At 72.5% G+C, this 16,489-nt stretch carries 16 protein-coding genes; 9 read left to right on the top strand and 7 right to left on the bottom strand.

The window, feature by feature from the left end; genetic code table 11:
* The first annotated feature begins 96 nt into the window (after window positions 1–96).
* The 4 genes from V4Y03_RS27890 to V4Y03_RS27875 all read left to right on the top strand — a co-directional run bounded on the left by V4Y03_RS27890 (window position 97) and on the right by V4Y03_RS27875 (window position 4,211).
* Window positions 97–390 (top strand): DUF4158 domain-containing protein, encoded by a 294-nt coding sequence (locus V4Y03_RS27890; RefSeq protein ID WP_317874950.1) that lies wholly within the window; start codon window positions 97–99, stop codon window positions 388–390.
* On the top strand, window positions 363–692 hold the full coding sequence (locus V4Y03_RS27885) for a Tn3 family transposase (RefSeq protein ID WP_332436700.1): 330 nt from the start codon (window positions 363–365) through the stop codon (window positions 690–692). Before V4Y03_RS27890 ends, V4Y03_RS27885 begins: the two co-directional genes overlap by 28 nt.
* 169 nt (window positions 693–861) lie before the next feature.
* Complete coding sequence (locus V4Y03_RS27880) at window positions 862–1,383, top strand: hypothetical protein (protein WP_332436699.1); 522 nt, start codon at window positions 862–864, stop codon at window positions 1,381–1,383.
* Window positions 1,380–4,211 carry a M48 family metalloprotease gene (locus tag V4Y03_RS27875; RefSeq protein ID WP_332436698.1) on the top strand — a complete coding sequence of 944 codons (2,832 nt, stop codon included), beginning with the start codon at window positions 1,380–1,382 and terminating at the stop codon, window positions 4,209–4,211. The genes V4Y03_RS27880 and V4Y03_RS27875 overlap by 4 nt, the downstream gene beginning before the upstream one ends.
* A 350-nt stretch (window positions 4,212–4,561) precedes the next feature.
* On the opposite strand, the gene V4Y03_RS27870 is transcribed toward V4Y03_RS27875, so the two are convergent.
* The gene (locus tag V4Y03_RS27870) at window positions 4,562–5,170 is read right to left on the bottom strand and encodes a dihydrofolate reductase family protein (protein WP_332436697.1); all 609 of its coding nucleotides are present in this window, start codon (window positions 5,168–5,170) and stop codon (window positions 4,562–4,564) included.
* Between the two features lie 171 nt (window positions 5,171–5,341).
* On the opposite strand from V4Y03_RS27870, the gene V4Y03_RS27865 reads away from it, so the two are divergent.
* The gene (locus V4Y03_RS27865; protein ID WP_332436696.1) at window positions 5,342–6,082 is read left to right on the top strand and encodes an SDR family NAD(P)-dependent oxidoreductase; all 741 of its coding nucleotides are present in this window, start codon (window positions 5,342–5,344) and stop codon (window positions 6,080–6,082) included.
* Between the two features lie 242 nt (window positions 6,083–6,324).
* Here the strand turns inward: V4Y03_RS27865 and alc are convergent, their stop codons facing one another.
* The gene (gene alc / locus V4Y03_RS27860; protein WP_332436695.1) at window positions 6,325–7,440 is read right to left on the bottom strand and encodes an allantoicase; all 1,116 of its coding nucleotides are present in this window, start codon (window positions 7,438–7,440) and stop codon (window positions 6,325–6,327) included.
* Between the two features lies 1 nt (window position 7,441).
* Window positions 7,442–8,776: an allantoinase AllB gene (allB, locus tag V4Y03_RS27855; RefSeq protein ID WP_332436694.1), complete on the bottom strand. Its 1,335-nt coding sequence runs from the start codon at window positions 8,774–8,776 to the stop codon at window positions 7,442–7,444.
* A 351-nt stretch (window positions 8,777–9,127) separates the two neighbouring features.
* On the opposite strand from allB, the gene V4Y03_RS27850 reads away from it, so the two are divergent.
* The gene (locus tag V4Y03_RS27850; protein ID WP_317874942.1) at window positions 9,128–9,934 is read left to right on the top strand and encodes an IclR family transcriptional regulator; all 807 of its coding nucleotides are present in this window, start codon (window positions 9,128–9,130) and stop codon (window positions 9,932–9,934) included.
* 138 nt (window positions 9,935–10,072) lie between these two features.
* On the opposite strand, the gene V4Y03_RS27845 is transcribed toward V4Y03_RS27850, so the two are convergent.
* Window positions 10,073–10,741, bottom strand: a complete 669-nt coding sequence (locus V4Y03_RS27845) for a response regulator transcription factor (RefSeq protein ID WP_332436693.1) — start codon at window positions 10,739–10,741, stop codon at window positions 10,073–10,075.
* Window positions 10,738–11,865: a sensor histidine kinase gene (locus V4Y03_RS27840; protein WP_332436692.1), complete on the bottom strand. Its 1,128-nt coding sequence runs from the start codon at window positions 11,863–11,865 to the stop codon at window positions 10,738–10,740. Before V4Y03_RS27840 ends, V4Y03_RS27845 begins: the two co-directional genes overlap by 4 nt.
* 194 nt (window positions 11,866–12,059) lie before the next feature.
* Between V4Y03_RS27840 and V4Y03_RS27835 the strand changes: the two genes are divergently transcribed.
* Window positions 12,060–12,533 carry a DUF6223 family protein gene (locus V4Y03_RS27835; protein ID WP_332436691.1) on the top strand — a complete coding sequence of 158 codons (474 nt, stop codon included), beginning with the start codon at window positions 12,060–12,062 and terminating at the stop codon, window positions 12,531–12,533.
* A 63-nt stretch (window positions 12,534–12,596) separates the two neighbouring features.
* Here V4Y03_RS27835 and V4Y03_RS27830 read toward each other — a convergent pair whose 3' ends face one another.
* Together V4Y03_RS27830 and V4Y03_RS27825 are read right to left on the bottom strand one after the other, a co-directional pair.
* Window positions 12,597–13,277 carry an ABC transporter ATP-binding protein gene (locus tag V4Y03_RS27830; RefSeq protein ID WP_317877247.1) on the bottom strand — a complete coding sequence of 227 codons (681 nt, stop codon included), beginning with the start codon at window positions 13,275–13,277 and terminating at the stop codon, window positions 12,597–12,599.
* 40 nt (window positions 13,278–13,317) lie between these two features.
* Window positions 13,318–14,397, bottom strand: coding sequence for an ABC transporter permease (locus tag V4Y03_RS27825; RefSeq protein WP_317877248.1), 1,080 nt, complete (start codon window positions 14,395–14,397; stop codon window positions 13,318–13,320).
* A 112-nt stretch (window positions 14,398–14,509) separates the two neighbouring features.
* Between V4Y03_RS27825 and V4Y03_RS27820 the strand changes: the two genes are divergently transcribed.
* Both V4Y03_RS27820 and V4Y03_RS27815 read left to right on the top strand, forming a co-directional pair.
* Window positions 14,510–15,691, top strand: coding sequence for a sensor histidine kinase (locus V4Y03_RS27820; protein ID WP_332436690.1), 1,182 nt, complete (start codon window positions 14,510–14,512; stop codon window positions 15,689–15,691).
* A 4-nt stretch (window positions 15,692–15,695) separates the two neighbouring features.
* The gene (locus tag V4Y03_RS27815) at window positions 15,696–16,322 is read left to right on the top strand and encodes a response regulator transcription factor (protein WP_317877250.1); all 627 of its coding nucleotides are present in this window, start codon (window positions 15,696–15,698) and stop codon (window positions 16,320–16,322) included.
* Window positions 16,323–16,489 lie beyond the last annotated feature (167 nt).

The raw sequence follows: 16,489 nt of genomic DNA, 5'->3' as shown, positions 1-16,489 counted from the left end.
GAGGCCAGCCGGAATGCGCCGGAAACAGGCAATGGGCCGGTGAGGGGTGCTCCGTCAGGGTGAACGCCGTACAGGCAGCCCTTCCGATCGTCCGAGGTGGCGTGGGCGCGCGGAAAGGCGCGGTCGGCGGAGCATGTGCTGGCGCTGGTGGTGTTGCTGAAGAGCTACCAGAAGCTGGGCTCCTTCCCGGACGTGGCCGAGGGGCCGCAGCTGGTGGTCGGGCATGTGCGCGGCTTGCTGGGGCTGGGCGAGGAGGTGGCGCCCACGCATGACTCCGCCCGTACGCTGCGGCATCACCGCACGGTCGTGCGTGAGCGTCTGGGCGTCGTCTACGACGCACCCACTCGCTGCTGCGGTGACGCATGGCCTGGCAGAACTCCACCGCCCTGAGCGCCTCGCATCTGTTCGAGGGGCTGCTGAAGAACGAGTCCGAGGTGACCGTCGACATCGTGCACGGTGATACGCAAGGCAAGTTCAACGAGCTGCTCGCGAACTGCCTGATCTTCCACACCGCTCAGGACATCACGAAGGTCGTCAACGACCTCGTCGACGAGGGCTGGGAGGTCGACCCGGTCGACCTGGCGACCGTTACGCCGTACATCACCAGCAAGATCCGCCGCTTCGGGACCCGGCACCTGGACATGGAGCCGCCCGAGAGCGAGGCAATCGGGCGGCTGCGGATGGCCGCCTGACCACCACGAACCGTCTGAATCAGGGGTTCGGGGAGTATCCGGACAGGGAACACCGGTAGAGCGTTCAGTTTCCTGAGCACCTGCTGACGGTGCTGATGAAGTGGAAGGCTGTCGCGGGTGGCAGGTGAGTGGTCGGCGGAACCGTGTGGGACTGTGGGAGAGGGGACGCATGCGTGCGACCGTGATGGACGTGGTGCGGGACGTCGTAGACCAACGAGCCCCGGAGGAAAGCCCGTTGGTCGACGATCTGGCGGGGCTGGACTACGGGCTCGTCGTACATCGGGTGCGACGGGCGAGCGACGGAAAGGGCGGCAACCCTCTCGGCTTCGGCCTTTCCGAGGCCACGGCGCTTATCACGCCCGTCGTGCTGCTGGCGGTTGACGAGGCGTGCCGGGCCGCGGTGGCGGACGCGACGGGCCGCCTGCTGTCCCGTGTCACCAGCGCCCTGGGGCGCCTGCGCCCGCCGGGCCGCCGCCAGATTGCCCCGCCCGAGGTCCCGGACTTCGACCGGGACCAGTTGGCGGCCGTACGAAGCCGGGTGCGTGCGGAAGCGGTGCGACGCGGGCTCCCCGAGCCGGACGCAGAGGTCCTGGCGGACAGTGTGGTCGCGAGGCTGGCGCTCGCCGGAGCGGAGGAACCTGCGCTCGCCGGAGCGGAGGAACCTGAACAGGACGGAACGTCAAGGACATGAGCAACGGCACGGAGACCACGGCACCTCGCCCGGATTCCGGGACCTCTGCGTCCGCTTCTGCAGAATCTGACCCCGGCGCCTTACCTGCGGGCACCACCCTGCGGTTCCTCGTGCTGGCCGTCGCCATGGTGGTAGCCACGGTCGCGATGCTGAGTGGCATCCTGCGGCCGTTGCCCTACCAGGACGTGGCGACACTGTGCCAGTTCGCCGCCGGGTACGACCCTGGGGGCAAGCTGATCGACGAGCTGTTCCGGGACCAGGCACAGGAAGACGCGGTGCGGGCGTGCGTCGAGGAGGCAGAGGAGGTTCCACGCTGGTACGGGCTGGCCGGCACCGGTGCCGTGTTGCTGGCGGCCGGTGGGCTGTATCTGCTGATTCCGCGCCGGAAGCGGAGCCGGCCCGGCGTGGAACCGCTGCACACGGGGGACCCGCAGGGTGAGGTGCGGGCCGAGGTCGTCGCATTGGCAGAGCGTGCCGGGGTGCGGTCCCTGCCCGATCTCGTGGTCGACCTGTCCGCGCTCGATCCTGGCGCAGTCGTCTACGGCCGGGCCGGCCGGCGCACGCTGTGCCTGAACAACGGCCTGCTGCACACCCGTCGTGTGAACACCGCTCGCTTTGAGGCCGTGGTCCTGCACGAACTGGCCCACATCCGCAACCGGGACGTGGACATCGCCTACGCGGTGACAGCGTTGTGGCGCGTCTTCCTGGCGTTGGTCGTCGTCCCCTACACGCTCCTGATAGGCGGAAGCCTCGTCGCGGCAGAGTTTTTCGGCGTGTTCTTGGGCGCCGACGAGGTCTTCTGGCCGGCCAGCCGACCGGCCACGGTCAAGGCCATCGGCATCGCCGCGTTTCTGTTCCTGCTGGTCGTCCTGGCTCGCGCCGACACCCTGCGCCACCGCGAGCTGTACGCCGACCGGAGCGCGGTCGCCCTGGGCGCCGACCCGGCTGTCTGGCAGGCGCAGTCAGACGGGCGTACACAAGGCCGGTCGGCGCTGAGGGCCGTTGCCGCGCTGTGGCGCAGCCACCCCTCCTGGTCCGAGCGATGGCGTTCACTGCACAACCCGGCGGGGCTGTTCGCCCTGACGGACGTGCCGCTGTTCCTGCTCGGTGTCGTCACGCTGGTCACCGGAAACAGCCTGAGCGCGGTGTGGGACAGAGGCGTCGCCGCCTGGGTCGTCGGAGCCCTGGCCGCGTGCGTCGTGACGGTCGCGGTCTGGCGGGCAGCCCTGTACGCCGCCCACAGCCAGGCGGCCAGCCCCAGGGGTATCCGGGCGGGGCTCGCCCTCGGGTTCGGTCTGGTCTGCGGGGAGCTGCTGTCCGGGCCGACTGCGGCGCCCGACTGGACGCCCGAGCACGGGGAACCTCTCCTCGTCCTGCTCCTCGGCTCCGTCGTCTACATCACCTGGCTCGCCCAGTGCGCACAACTCCACCTGCGGACCATGCCGGGCGAGCGTGCCGTGCCACGCCGGGCCTTCCTTGCCGCGGCCGCTGCGGGCTCCGTGGTGGCGGCGGGCGGACTGAACTGGTGGTTGCGCGACGGACAGCTATGGATGACAGGAAACTTCCTCAAGGCCAGCGGTCTGTCCGAGCTCGCCCGGCAAAGCTTCCCCGGCCCCTGGAACAGCCTTCCCCAGTACGAGTCCGTGCTGCCCTGGATCGGTTCGGTCCTGATCAACCTGGCCGTTGCGGGCACGTACTTGCCGACCGTCGTCGGCGCGGTCGTTCTGTGGGCATACCCGGCGCTGCTGTTGTTGAGGCGGCCCAGGACGGCAGGGCTGCGCTCCACCGTGCTGGCCGGGCTGGCCGGAGGGGTCGTGGGCGTCGCCGTCGTAGCAGCGGCGATGGCATACATCCATTCCTGGCGCCCTGCGCTGGAGGAGCGGACCCTCGCCTTCCACGTGGTCTACCTGTGGTGGCAGACGGTTGCCCTGTGGGCGGGGGTAGTGGGCACGGCGGCCGTGGTCGCCGCGACCACCCGTACACACCGCCTGCCCCGTGCCCTGACAGCGGCGGCCATCGCGCACATCGTCATTGTGGCCGGCTACTTCATCCTCCAGGCCGCCGACGGCTGTATCGGTCCGCTGCGGGTCATGGCCAACACCTGCCACTGGCTGCCCCGCACCTCCTGGATGCTGACCGAGATACTCATCCATCCGGTAACACCGGTCTTCTTCGGCGCCGCCCTCGCCGCGACCGTCATGTCCCAATGGCCCCGCACAAAATGCACGTCGTTGCCCGCCGACACCGTACGAACCTCCTGGCCGGACCGGGCCGTCATAGCCGTCACGGTAGTGGCCGGGCTCGTTCTCACGGCCGCTGTTATCGACCCGCAGCGGGCAAGTGGCAGCCCGTTCTCGGCCGTGCCGGTCCGAGCCGAACCGGTCGACACCGACGACAAGGTACGCGACTTCCAGCTCCTGGCCTGGTTCAAGGCGGGCGGCCAGGACGACATCGTGGCGCTGTCCGGCCGCTACGTCGAATTCGGGACGTGGGTGCAAAACGTGAACACCGAGAGCGGAACCTTCGACGCCGACACTCTTCGCCCTGTCTGCGACGGGCTCGCCCGCGACACGGCCACTGCCCGGCGCCATCTGCGGGTGCCCGACCCCGACCTGGATCAGAAGTGGTCCACTCTGCTGAACCGCAGCAAGAGCGCGGCTGCGGAGTGCAAGGCGGTACTCAACAGCTCGGAGAACGACGTGGACCGCAACACCAAGATGCTGACGCAGCTCTACGAGGCCGTCAAACACGCCGAGGCGACGCTGCTGCCCCTGGGGGAGCGCGTCTCCGCCGCGGCCAAGAGGTGGCCGCAATGGACGGCCGGCTGATTGGTCCCGGGACAGATTCAGCATCGAGGACCTGGACGGCTGGACACTCCACCGGCTCCGCCTCAGAAGCGGCTAAGACCGACCGGCACATGGGGGTGGGAGAAGGAGCGGGGCTGGGTGCGTGCAGCTGCGAGGCGGAGGATTGAGGCATGGCGGAGCCATGGTGATTGACGACAACGCGGCAGATGTGCGTGCCCAGCCCCGCGACGCCGCCCCCATTCGCCGGTCGGTCTCAGGCACGTTTCCGGCGTATTCCGGCTGGTCTCCTCCTCCGGCGGGACCGGCCGCATGCGGGACGACCGGTCCGTGGCTCGGCCGGTGCCGTGCGGCCGGTTCGTCGTGCGGCCGGGTCAGAAGCTCCCGTACGTCGGGCGGCCGGCCAGCTCGTACGTGTGGAGGGCGACGCCCTTGCTGGTGACGCGCGCGTCGGTGAGGCGGAAGGCGGTGGGGCGGACCCCTTCGGTGAAGAGGCGGCGGCCGGTGCCCAGGACCACGGGGAAGACGTGCAGGTGGAGGGTGTCGATGAGGTCGTGGTCGAGCAGCGTGCGGGCGAGACCCGCGCTGCCGTGCATCTGGATCTCGCCGTCGGTGCGTTCCTTGAGGGCGGTGACCTCCTCGACGATGTCCCCGCGGAGCAGGGTGGTGCCCTCCCAGTCGGCCGAGGTGAGGGTGGTGGTGGCGACGTACTTGGGGAGGCCGTTGAGCTTGGAGGCGATGGGGTCGGCCGGGTCGGTGTGCTTGGGCCAGTAGCCCGCGAAGATGTCGTACGTGCGGCGGCCCAGGAGGAAGGCGGTCGGGCGGGCGAAGATCTCGGTGATGCGCTGCCCGAAGTCCTCGTCGTCGTACGGCGCGGACCAGCCGCCGTGCTCGAAGCCGCTGCTGCGGTCCTCGTCGGGGCCTCCGGGTGCCTGGATGACGCCGTCGAGGGTGAGGAACTGGGTGAGGCTGAGGGTGGCCATGTCGGGTGCCCTTTCTGTTCTCGGGACCATCGTGTCCCACCTCTTCCGACCCCACCGCCCGGCGAAAGTCATCGGTGACCGGGTCGGCGTCCGATTCCCGCCAGCGCCGGGACCCGCACCGGAGTTTGCTTGAACCCACAACCAATCAGCGGGTTCTACGGAGGTTTCGGGATGTCCACGATGAACGGCACGGCGGTACTGGTCACGGGCGGCAGCAGGGGCATCGGCGCGGCCACGGCCGTCCGGCTGGCCCAGGAGGGCGCCGATGTCGCCTTCACCTACGTCCAGGACGAGGCGCGGGCCAAAGAGGTCGCGGCGCGGATCGAGGCGACCGGCCGCAAGGCACTGCCCCTGCGGGCGGACGCGGCGGACGCCGGGGACGCGTCCGGCGCGGTGGAGTGGGCGGCGGACGCCCTCGGGCGCCTCGACGTCCTGGTGAACAACGTCGGCGCGGGTGTCCTCGGCCCGCTGGAGTCGCTGCCCCTCGCGGACGTGGACCGGGTCCTCGCGGTGAACGTCCGGGCGGCCTTCCTGGCCTCGCAGGCGGCTGCCGCGCGACTGCCCGAGGGCGGGCGGATCGTCACGATCGGCAGCTGCATGACCCAGCGGGTGCCGGGCCCCGGCGGAGTGCTGTACGCGATGAGCAAGTCGGCCCTGATCGGCCTGACGAAGGCGCTCGCGCGGGAACTCGGCGGGCGCGGCATCACGGCGAACGTGGTCCACCCGGGTCCGATCGACACGGACATGAACCCGGCGGACGGCCCGTACGCGGACGGCCAGTCGGCCCTGACGGCGCTCGGCCGCTTCGGCACGGCGGAGGAGGTGGCGGCGATGGTCGCCTTCCTGGCGGGCCCGGAGGGGCGGTACGTGACGGGCGCGGAGTTCGCGGTGGACGGCGGCCACGCGGCCTGACGCGGGAGGCGAAACCCGGCGAGTGAGCCGAAGGGCGCCGCCGGTGGAAGAACCCCGAGCGCGCGGAGCCTCCCGAGGAACGAGGGGGCGAGCACGGTCGGGGTTCTTCCCCCGGCTTTGGGCGCCCGGAGGCGAACCGAGCCCCAAAAAAAAAGGGGAGGGAGGCGAGCACGGTCGGGGTTCTTCCCCGGCTCTGGGCGCCCGGAGGCGAACCGAGCCCCCAAAAAAAAGGGGGGTCGTATCTACCCGCCCAGTTCCTGGTGCCGGGCGGTCAGCCGGGCGCGGCCCGCCTCCGTGAGGGAGCCGAAGAGGCGGAGGCGCGAGATGCCGCCGTCCGGGTAGATGTCGATCCGGACGCGGGAGCCGACCGCCGGGGTGTCGAGCACGAAGCGGTGGTTGGTGTCGGGCTGGAGGCGGGTCCTGGGCAGGATCTCGGTCCAGTCCTCGGAGCCCTCGGCGGCGACGGAGAGCGCCGCCCAGCCCGCGCTGTTGCCCTTGAGGTACGCGGTGTCGATCTCGACCGCGCGGATCTCGGCCTCGGCGACCAGCTGGTAGCGGATCCAGTCGTTGCCCTTGTCGCGGCGGCGGCGGGTCTCCCAGCCGTCGTCCATCTTGCGGGAGCGGCCGGGCTGGATGGTGTTGGTGGCCGGGGAGTAGAAGCGGTCGGAGGCGTCCTCGACCTGGCCGCCGTTCTCCAGGGCCGCGAGGTCGAACGTACCGAGGACACCGAGCCAGGCCGGGTCGGGGGCGACCTCGCCGTGGACGCGCAGGCGGGCGATGCCGCCGTCGGGGTGCTGGTTGACGCGCAGGTGCGTGAAGCGCTGTTCGACGTCGACGGCGAAGCCGTTGGCGGCGTGGCCGCCGACGGCGGTGCGCGGGACGAGCGTCGTCCACTTCACGTCCTCGACGAGGAGTTCCTCGGGCGAGGGCGAGCCGGCGACGGAGGCGGCCTCGACGGAGACGGCCTGCGGGTAGTTGCCTCGGAAGTGGGCGGTGTCGAGGACGATGCCGCGGACGACGCCGGGCGCGCCGAGCCGTACGAGGGCCCAGTCGTGGTCGTCCTCGGTGGGGTGCGGCTGCTGGGCGGAGATGCCGCGGCGGCGGCGCGTCTCCCAGCCGTCCATGATCTTGCCCTTGTGGCCGAAGTGCTCGGGGTCGAACTCGGCGGCCCCGGGCTTGAGCAGGTTCTCGCGCTCGGCGAAGAACTCGTCGTTGGCGGCGACGACACCCGCGCCGAGGCGCCGGTCGGCGAGATCGGCGTACTGGGTGAAGGGGAAGTCGGCGGTGCGGTAGTCGGCGTACGGGTCACCGCCGCCGTAGGGGCTGGCGTCGCCGGTGAAGGAGGGGATGACGGACACGTCAGTTGTTCCTTTCGAGGAGGCGGCCGGTGGGCTCGGTGAGGGTGCCGTGGTCGGCGATCCGCTGTCCGCGCAGCCAGGTGGAGGTGACGACACCGCTGAGGGTCCTGCCCGCGTAGGCGGTGATCCGGTTGCGGTGCTGGAGCTCGGCCGGGTCGACGGTGAAGGTGGCCTCCGGGTCGAGGACCGCGAAGTCGGCGTCGCGGCCGGCCTCGATGGCGCCCTTGCGGGAGAGTCCGGCGAGCCGGGCCGGGCCTTCGGACATCCAGCGGACGACGTCGGTCAGGTCGAAGCCGCGGCGGCGGGCCTCGGTCCAGATGGCGGGCAGGCCGAGCTGGAGGGAGGAGATGCCGCCCCACGCGGACGCGAAGTCGGGCGTCTTGAGGTCGGCGGTCGACGGGGAGTGGTCGGAGACGATGCAGTCGATCGTGCCGTCCGCGAGCCCCTGCCACAGGGCGTCCTGGTTGGCGGCCTCGCGGATGGGCGGGCAGCACTTGAACTCGGTGGCGCCGTCCGGGATCTCCTCGGCGGTGAGCGTGAGGAAGTGCGGGCAGGACTCGACGGTGATCTTGACGCCCTCGGCCTTGGCGGCGGCGATCAGCGGCAGCGCGTCGGAGGAGGAGAGGTGCAGGACGTGGACGCGGGCGTTGAGCCGGCGGGCCTGGTTGACCAGGTTCTCGATGGCCGTGTTCTCGGCGTCGCGGGGACGCGAGGCCAGGAAGTCGGCGTAGGCGAGGCCGGACTTCTGGGGCGCGGCGGCGAGGTGGTGGGGGTCCTCGGCGTGCACGATCATCAGGCCGTCGAAGCCGGAGATCTCGGCGAGCGAGGTCGCGAGGCGCTCCTGGTCGAGCTCGGGGAACTCGTCGACACCGGAGGGCGACAGGAAGCACTTGAAGCCGAAGACGCCGGCGTCGTGCAGCGGGCGCAGGTCCTTGACGTTGTCGGGCAGGGCGCCGCCCCAGAAGCCGACGTCGATGTGCGCCTTGGTCCGGGCGACCTCCTGCTTGACGCGCAGGTTCTCCACGGTGGTCGTGGGGGGCAGCGAGTTGAGGGGCATGTCGAGCAGCGTGGTGATGCCGCCGGCGGCCGCCGCGCGGGTGGCGGTCCAGAAGCCCTCCCACTCGGTGCGGCCGGGGTCGTTCACGTGGACATGGGTGTCGACGAGGCCGGGCAGGACGACGTCGTCGCCGACGTCCTCCAGCCGGGCGCCGGCGGGTACCGCGGCGTCGTACGGCAGCACGGCCGCGATCGTCCCTCCGGAGACGGCGATCGACGCCGGGCGCGTCCCCTCGGGGGTGATGACACGCGTCGAGCGCAGGACCAGGTTGACGTCCACCCGTACCCCTTCTTCAAGTTCTTCAAGTGCTCCGGCGGGAATCCACCGGCAGGGAATTCAACGAACTGTTGAAGGAGTCTTCACTTCCGGACGACATGCCGTCAAGGGCACACTTCCAGCATCGGGCCCGAGCGAACCCCGCTTGGACGTTTCCACGAAGTGGAATGTAAATTTCGTACAGTAGAACGTAGCTCCGCACATGCGGGGCGTTCGCGGACCGCCCCGGACCGTCGGCGACACCGGACAAACACGCCCTGACCGGCGCGGACGCCGACACCGGGACCGTGTGCCCCGGCCGGGGGCGCCCGGTAGGCTGCTGCCTTGCCCGCCTGCCCCGAAAGGACCGTTGACGTGCCGACGTCCAGCGCCAGCACCACCGACGCCGCCAAACCCGCCGCGAGCGGGGGCGTCCAGTCCCTTGAGCGTGCCTTCGACCTCCTTGAGCGGATGGCCGACGCCGGGGGCGAGGTCGGGCTGAGCGAGCTCTCCGCCAGCAGCGGACTCCCGCTCCCCACCATCCACCGTCTGATGCGCACCCTGGTCGCCTGCGGATACGTCCGCCAGCAGCCCAACCGCCGCTACGCCCTCGGCCCCCGTCTGATCCGCCTCGGCGAGTCGGCCTCCCGCCTCCTCGGCACCTGGGCCCGCCCCTACCTGGCGCGGCTCGTCGAGGAGACCGGCGAGACCGCGAACATGGCACTGCTCGACGGCGACGAGATCGTGTACGTGGCGCAGGTGCCGTCCAAGCACTCGATGCGCATGTTCACCGAGGTCGGCCGGCGGGTGCTGCCGCACTCCACCGGCGTCGGCAAGGCGCTGCTCGCGCACACCCCGGCGGAGGAGGTGCGGGCGCTGCTCGCCCGTACCGGCATGCCCGCCGCGACCGAGAAGACCATCACCACGCCGGACGGCTTCCTCGACGCGCTCGTCGCGGTCCGCGAGACGGGGTACGCGGTCGACGACAACGAGCAGGAGATAGGAGTCCGCTGCCTCGCGGTGCCGGTCCCCGACTCCCCCACCGCGGCGGCGATCTCGATCTCGGGCCCGGCGGGCCGCGTGACCGAGGCGGCCACGGAGAAGATCGTCCCGATCCTCCAGGAAGTGGCCCGGGACCTCTCGGCGGCCCTGGCGAACACCTCGGGGAACGGCCAGGGCTGAGCCCCGCCGCAGGGTGGGCCTCGACGGCGTGACCGAGGTCCGCGAGCGCGACGGCCTTCGGGCCGTCGCGCTCGGTCCGCGCGGCGGTCCGGTTCGGCAGGACCCGGGCGTCAGGACTCGGGCGTCAGGGACCGGGCGTCAGGGACCTGGGACGCGCGGTGTCGCCAGGCCCGATTCGTAGGCGAGGACGACCAGTTGGGCCCGGTCGCGGGCCCGGAGCTTCGTCATGGCCCGGTTGACATGGGTCTTCGCGGTCATCGGCGTGATCACCATGCGGCCGGCGATCTCGTCGTTGGACAGGCCCCGCGCGACCAGGACCACGGCCTCGCGCTCCCGGTTGGTCAGCTCCTCCAGTCCGGCCCCCGGACCGGGCCCGAACGGCTCGGCGACGTACCGGTCGATGAGCCTGCGCGTGATCGACGGCGCGAGCAGCGCGTCGCCCCGCGCCGCGACCCGTACCGCGTGCAGGAAGTCCTCCGGCACGATGTCCTTGACCAGGAACCCGGCGGCGCCCGCCCGCAGCGCCTCGAAGACGTACTCGTCCAGGCCGTAGTTGGTCAGGATGACCACGTGCACCCCGGCCAGCGCCGGATCGGCGGCGATGCGCCGGGTCGCCTCGACGCCGTCCATGACCGGCATCCGGATGTCCACGAGCGCGATGTCGGGCAGGTGCTCCGCCGCCAGGGCCAGGCCCTCCCGGCCGTCACCGGCCTCCCCCACCACCTGGATGTCGTCCTCCAGGTCGAGGAGCGCGCGGAACCCGCTGCGGATGAGCGGCTGGTCGTCGACCAGCAGGACGCGGATCACGGGGTCCGCTCCAGGGGGAGCCGGGCCCTGACGGTGAAACCGCCCTCCGTACGCGGCCGAGCGCTCAGCCCCCCGCCGAGCGCGGTGACCCGTTCGCGCATCCCGAGCAGCCCCCTTCCGGGCGTCGGCGCCGAGTCCGGCGCCGCCTTCCCGTCGTCGTCGACCCGTACGGTCAGGGCGTCCGGACGGCAGTCGATGCGCACCGAGGCGGTGGCCGCGTCCGCGTGACGGGCGATGTTGGTGAGCGATTCCTGGACGATCCGGTAGACGGTCCTGTCCACCGCGACCGGCACGTGGTGCCGGTCGCCCTCGATCGTCAGCGTGGCGTCCAGACCGGTCAGCCGGGCCCGCGCGACCAGGCCCGACACGTCGTCGAGACCGCGCGGCGGGGCCGTGTCGTCGTCGCGCAGCGCCTCCAGGGTCGCCCGCAGTTCCCGGGTCGCCTCCCGCCCGGCCTCCTGGATCGCGAGCAGGGCCTCCGGCACCCGCTCGCCGCGCCGACGGGCCACGTGGACCGCGACCTCGGACTGCACCTTGATGATCGAGATCTGATGGGTGAGCGAATCGTGCAGCTCACGCGCGATGCGCAGCCGCTCCTCGTCGGCGCGGCGCCGCGCGGTCTCCTCCCGGGTCCGCTCGGCCTCGTCCGCCCGCCACTCGGCCTGCCGCAGCGCCTCACCCGCGGCACCGGCCGCGACCAGCCAGGCCAGCTCCAGGGCGCCACGGGCCCGCGCGAACGCCTCGCCCGTGTCGTGCAGGCCCGAGAGCAGCGCCGCCACCGGCAGCGCGGCGAGCACGGCCACGCTCACCATGATGGCGACGGTGCGGTGCCCCGCCCGTACGGCCGCGTACACCGCGAACAGATACGCGACGGCGGGCACGTCGAAACCGGCCGCCTGGTAACCCGCCGCACAGAGCCCGGTCACGACCAGGACGGGGACCGGGGCGCGGCGGCGCGCGGCGAGCGCCAGACCGCCGGCCGCGAGGAGCGCGTAGCCGAGAAGGCCGAGACCCGTGGTGGAGTGCTGCCCGGACGCCCCGGCCGACAGCAGCGCCGCCGCCACGCCGACGGCGATCACCCCGTCCCCGACACCTTCCGGGACACCGAACCGTCCTCTGATCATGCGCGCACCCTAGCCGCGCGTGGAGGCGGGCGAATCCCGCTCGCGGAGGAGCCCGCGGCTACCACGGTCGCGGTAGTCGGAACGTTCCTGCCGCGTGGGCGGCAGCGGGAAGTGACCACGCCTGCCGGACGACGCGCGGCCGGTCCGGTGGCGATGCTCGGGTGGTCCCGTTCCCCCGAGGAGAAGGAGCACCCATGTCGGTCCGCACCGTGCCCGCCCTGACCGGAGCCGTTCTGACCGGAGCCGTCCTGACCGGAGCCGTCCTGACCGGAGCCGTCCTGACCGGAGGTCTCGCACTCGCCGTTCCGGCTGCCGCCGACCCCGCCGTGCAGCCGGTCGCCGCGAACGTCTACACCCTGAGCGTCGGCCGCGTCGCCTCCTCGGCAGCCGCGCTGGTCGGCATCCTTGGCGCGGTCAACGGCGGCCTCGCCCTGGCCCGCACCACGGGCCGGGGCCGCGTCCGCACCTGGGCCCGCCTGCACGGGGCCGTCACGGCCCTGGTGGCCGGGCCGGTCGCCGTGGCCGTCGGCGGGGTGGTCGCCGCGACCGCCGACGGCGGCCTCGGCACCGGCAACGGGCTGGGCGGCGCCTACGTCGCCGTGCTGGTGGGCCTGGTCGCCGTCACCCTCGGGTGGCGGGCCCGCGCCCGCGCCCACCGGCACGGCTGAACGGCCGCCCTGGCCGCACGCCGTTCCGGACGGGACATCGCCCGGGGCCCGGCTCCCCCGAGCTCAGGCCCGCACCGACTCCGTCAGGCGTCCGTCCTGGACCGTGACCGTGCGGTCCGTGCGGGCCAGGTGGGTGCGGTCGTGGGTGACCAGGACCGTCGCCGTGCCCCGCTCGGTGGTGAGCGTGGCCAGGAGGTCCATGACCGCCGCCCCCCGCTCGTGGTCCAGGGCGCTCGTCGGCTCGTCGACCAGGAGCAGGGAGGGCTCGTTCATCAGCGCCCGCGCGATGTTCACGCGCTGCCGCTGGCCGCCCGACAGCTGGTGCGGCCGCCGGTGGGCCTGGTCCGCGAGGCCCACCGCGTCGAGGAGGTCCATGGCCCGGCCCCGTACCGCCTTCGGCTGACGCCCCGAGAGATGGGCCATCACCTGGAGCTGCTCCGCCGCGCTCAGCGAGGGCAGCAGATTGGGCTGCTGGAAGACGATCCCGATGTGCTCGCGGCGCAGCTCCGCCTTGGCGGCGGGGGTGAGCGGCCCGGTGTCCGTACCGGCGACGACGACCCGCCCCTCGTCCGGGGTCACCAGGGTGGCGGCCACGGCGAGCAGGCTGGACTTGCCGGAGCCGGAGGGGCCGACGACGGCGGTGAGGGTACCCGCGGGCACGTCGAGGGAGACGGCGTCGAGTGCGGTCAGCCGGCCGTCCCCGTCGGGGTAGGTGAGGGTGACGGCGTCGAGGACGAGGCTCATCGGGTGCTCCGGGGGGTGGAGAGGGGACGGAGGACGACGCTCATCGGGCACTTCCGAGGGCGGTCAGGGGGTCGACGGCGGTGATCCGCCGGATGGAGAGGGCGGCGCCGAGGACGCCGAGGACGACGATCACGGCGGCGGGCCCGAGGACGGTGAGCGGTTCGAGGACGAAGGGCACGTTGCCGCCGCTGACCAGGGCGCCGATGCCGACGGCGAGCGCCGTGCCGAGCAGGGTGCCCGCGGTGAGCATGAGCACGGCCTGTCCGAGCGCGTCCTTGAGGAGGTACGGGGTGGAGGCGCCGAGCGCCTTGAGGACGGCGACGTCGCCACTGCGCTGGATGGTCCAGACGGTGAAGAAGGCCCCTATGACGAGCGCGGAGATGGCGAAGAGGAAGCCGCGCATGAGCTGGAGCGAGCCGTTCTCGGCCTGGTAGGACCCTATGGCGGTGAGGGCGCCGTCGACGCTCCGCGCCTCGGTGCCGGCCGCCTTGTCGCCGGCGGTCCAGTCGACGCCGTCGCCGCCGGTCAGGGCGATGACGGTGGCCTGCTCCTCCGGGCTCGTGCCGTTGTGGCCGAGCTTCTGCCAGTCGTCGAGGGAGGTCCACACGACCGGGGTGTGGCTGTACGAGGCGTCGCCGGAGACGGCCGAGACGGTGAGGTCGACGGGGCCGAGGCGGACGGCGTCACCGGGCGAGACGCCCAGTTCCTCGGCCGCCGACTCCGAGAGGACGGCCTTGCCGGGGGCGACGGCGGCCGGGGCGAGGCCCGCGTCCGGCTCCGAACCGAAGGCGGAGACGGCGGCGGTACGGTCCCCGGCGGCGCCGTTGATCGTACGGATGCCGAGCGGTTCCGCGCCGGTCACTCCGGGCCGGTCCGCCCACTGCTGCCACTGCTTCTCCGTCACCGTCGAGTTGGTGAAGGAGACCGACTGTCCCGACGGCGGCGCGGCGAAGGCCAGCCGGTCGGCGGACAGGCCGGTGATCGCGGAGATGTTCTCCCGCGCGAGCCCGGCGGTCAGTCCTGACAGCAACCCGACGAGCAGCGTGATCAGCACGATCACGGTGCCCATGAGGGTGAACCGCCCCTTGGCGAATCTGAGGTCTCTCCATGCCACGAACATGCTGACCAGAGTGGTCCCCGGGGTGCCCCTCGGGCATCGCGCCGCGGATGGCTCCGCAATCAATCTTTCGGTTGAGTCCGGATTGTCTCCCTCCGCCTAGGCTGGTGGAACCATGGATCCACGTTCCCTCACCCCTGCCCTCCGCGCGCTGCGCCTCTGTCTGCACCTGTTGATGGCGGGCCTGCTGGTCCTGGCGGCGGTCCGCGCGGACTCGGCCGCCGGGACGGTGGCGGCGGTGGTCATGGGGGCCGTCTACGCGGCCGGCTCGTACCTCCCGTCCGTGCGGGGCTCGCAGCGGGCCGCCGCCGTGTGGCTGGGGGTCCTGGGCCTGTCGTGGCTGGTGTTGCTGGGGCTGACGCAGGAGGCGCTCTGGCTGGCGTTCCCGCTGTACTTCCTCCAGCTGCACCTGCTGCCCACCCGCTGGTCGCTGCCGGTGGTCACGCTGACGGCGGTCGCGGCGATCCTCTCGTACGTGCGGCACGGCGCGCCGATCACTCCGGGCGTCTTCATCGGTCCGCTGCTCGGCGCGGCGGTCGCGGTGGCGACGGTCCTCGGCTACCAGGCCCTGTACCGGGAGAGCGAGCGGCGGCGGCAGCTCATCGAGGAGCTGATCACGACGCGGGCGGAGCTGGCGTCGGCGGAGCGGCACGCGGGGACGCTGGCCGAGCGGGAGCGCCTGGCCCGCGAGATCCACGACACGCTCGCACAGGGGCTGTCCTCGATCCAGCTGCTGCTGCGGGCCGCGGAGCGGGCGCTGCCGCCGGGATCCCCGGCGGCGGGGCACATCGACCGGGCGCGGCAGGCGGCGCAGGACAACCTCGCGGAGGCGAGGCGCTTCGTCCGCGCGCTGTCGCCCCCGGACCTGGAGCACGGCTCGCTCGCGGCGGCCCTGGAGCGCCTGTGCGAACCGGGCTCCGGCGGGGACGCCGGGGCGTACGGTGCGGGGCCGCGCGTGCGGTTCTCCGTCAGCGGTACGCCGGCCGAGCTGCCGACGCCGTACGAGGTGGCGCTGCTGCGCATCGCGCAGTCGGCGCTCGCGAACACGGTGCGGCACGCGGCGGCCTCGCGCGCCGAGATCACCCTCTCGTTCATGGACGCCTCGGTGACCCTGGACGTCGTCGACGACGGCGCGGGCTTCGATCCGGGTGCCGTACGCCCCTCCTCCGACGGCGGTTTCGGGCTTCCGGCGATGCGCGTGCGCGCGGAGTCGCTGGGCGGCACGTTCACCGTGGAGTCCGCGCCCGGCCAGGGCACGGCCGTCGCCGTCGCCCTCCCTCTTCCCGCTGGAGTCTGAAGCCATGACCATCCGCCTCCTCCTCGCCGACGACCACCCGGTCGTACGGGCCGGCCTGCGCGCGGTCCTCGACACGGAACCGGACTTCGCCGTCGTCGCGGAGGCGGCCACCGCCGAGCGCGCGGTGGAGCTGGCCGCCGCCGGGGGCGTGGACGTGGTCCTGATGGACCTGCAGTTCGGCTCGGGGATGCACGGCTCGGAGGCCACGGCGGCGATCACGGCGGTGCCCGGCGGGCCGAAGGTGCTGGTCCTGACGACGTACGACACGGACGCGGACATCCTGGCGGCGGTGGAGGCGGGCGCCTCCGGCTACCTCCTCAAGGACGCGCCGCCGGAGGAGCTGGCGGCGGCGGTCCGGACGGCGGCGGCCGGGCAGTCGGCGCTCGCCCCGGCGGTGGCGCACCGGCTGATGGACCGGATGCGGACCCCGGCGGAGGCGCTGACCAAGCGGGAGCTGGAGGTTCTCCAGCTGGTGGGCGAGGGGCTGTCGAACCAGCAGATCAGCAAGGCGCTGTTCCTGAGCCAGGCGACGGTGAAGTCGCACCTGGTGCACATCTTCGCGAAGCTGGGCGTGGACTCGCGGACGGCGGCGGTGGCAGCGGCGACGGCGCGGCGGCTGATCAGGCGCTGACGGCCTGCGGCCTTCCGGCGGGCGACGGCCCAAGCGCGCTCGCCCGGCCCGGCAGCCCGGCAGCAGTCCCCATCAGTCCCCGCTCGCCCGGCCCGGGCAGCCCGGCAGCAGTCCTCTCAGTCCCCGCTCCCCGGCCCGGCAGGCGCCTCAGTCCCCGCTCCCCGCCC

Origin of the sequence: Streptomyces sp. P9-A4 (assembly GCF_036634195.1) — a bacterium.
Classification (GTDB): domain Bacteria; phylum Actinomycetota; class Actinomycetes; order Streptomycetales; family Streptomycetaceae; genus Streptomyces.
Note: the sequence above shows the minus strand (reverse complement) of the source record. Positions and strands in the feature narration are given on the sequence as shown.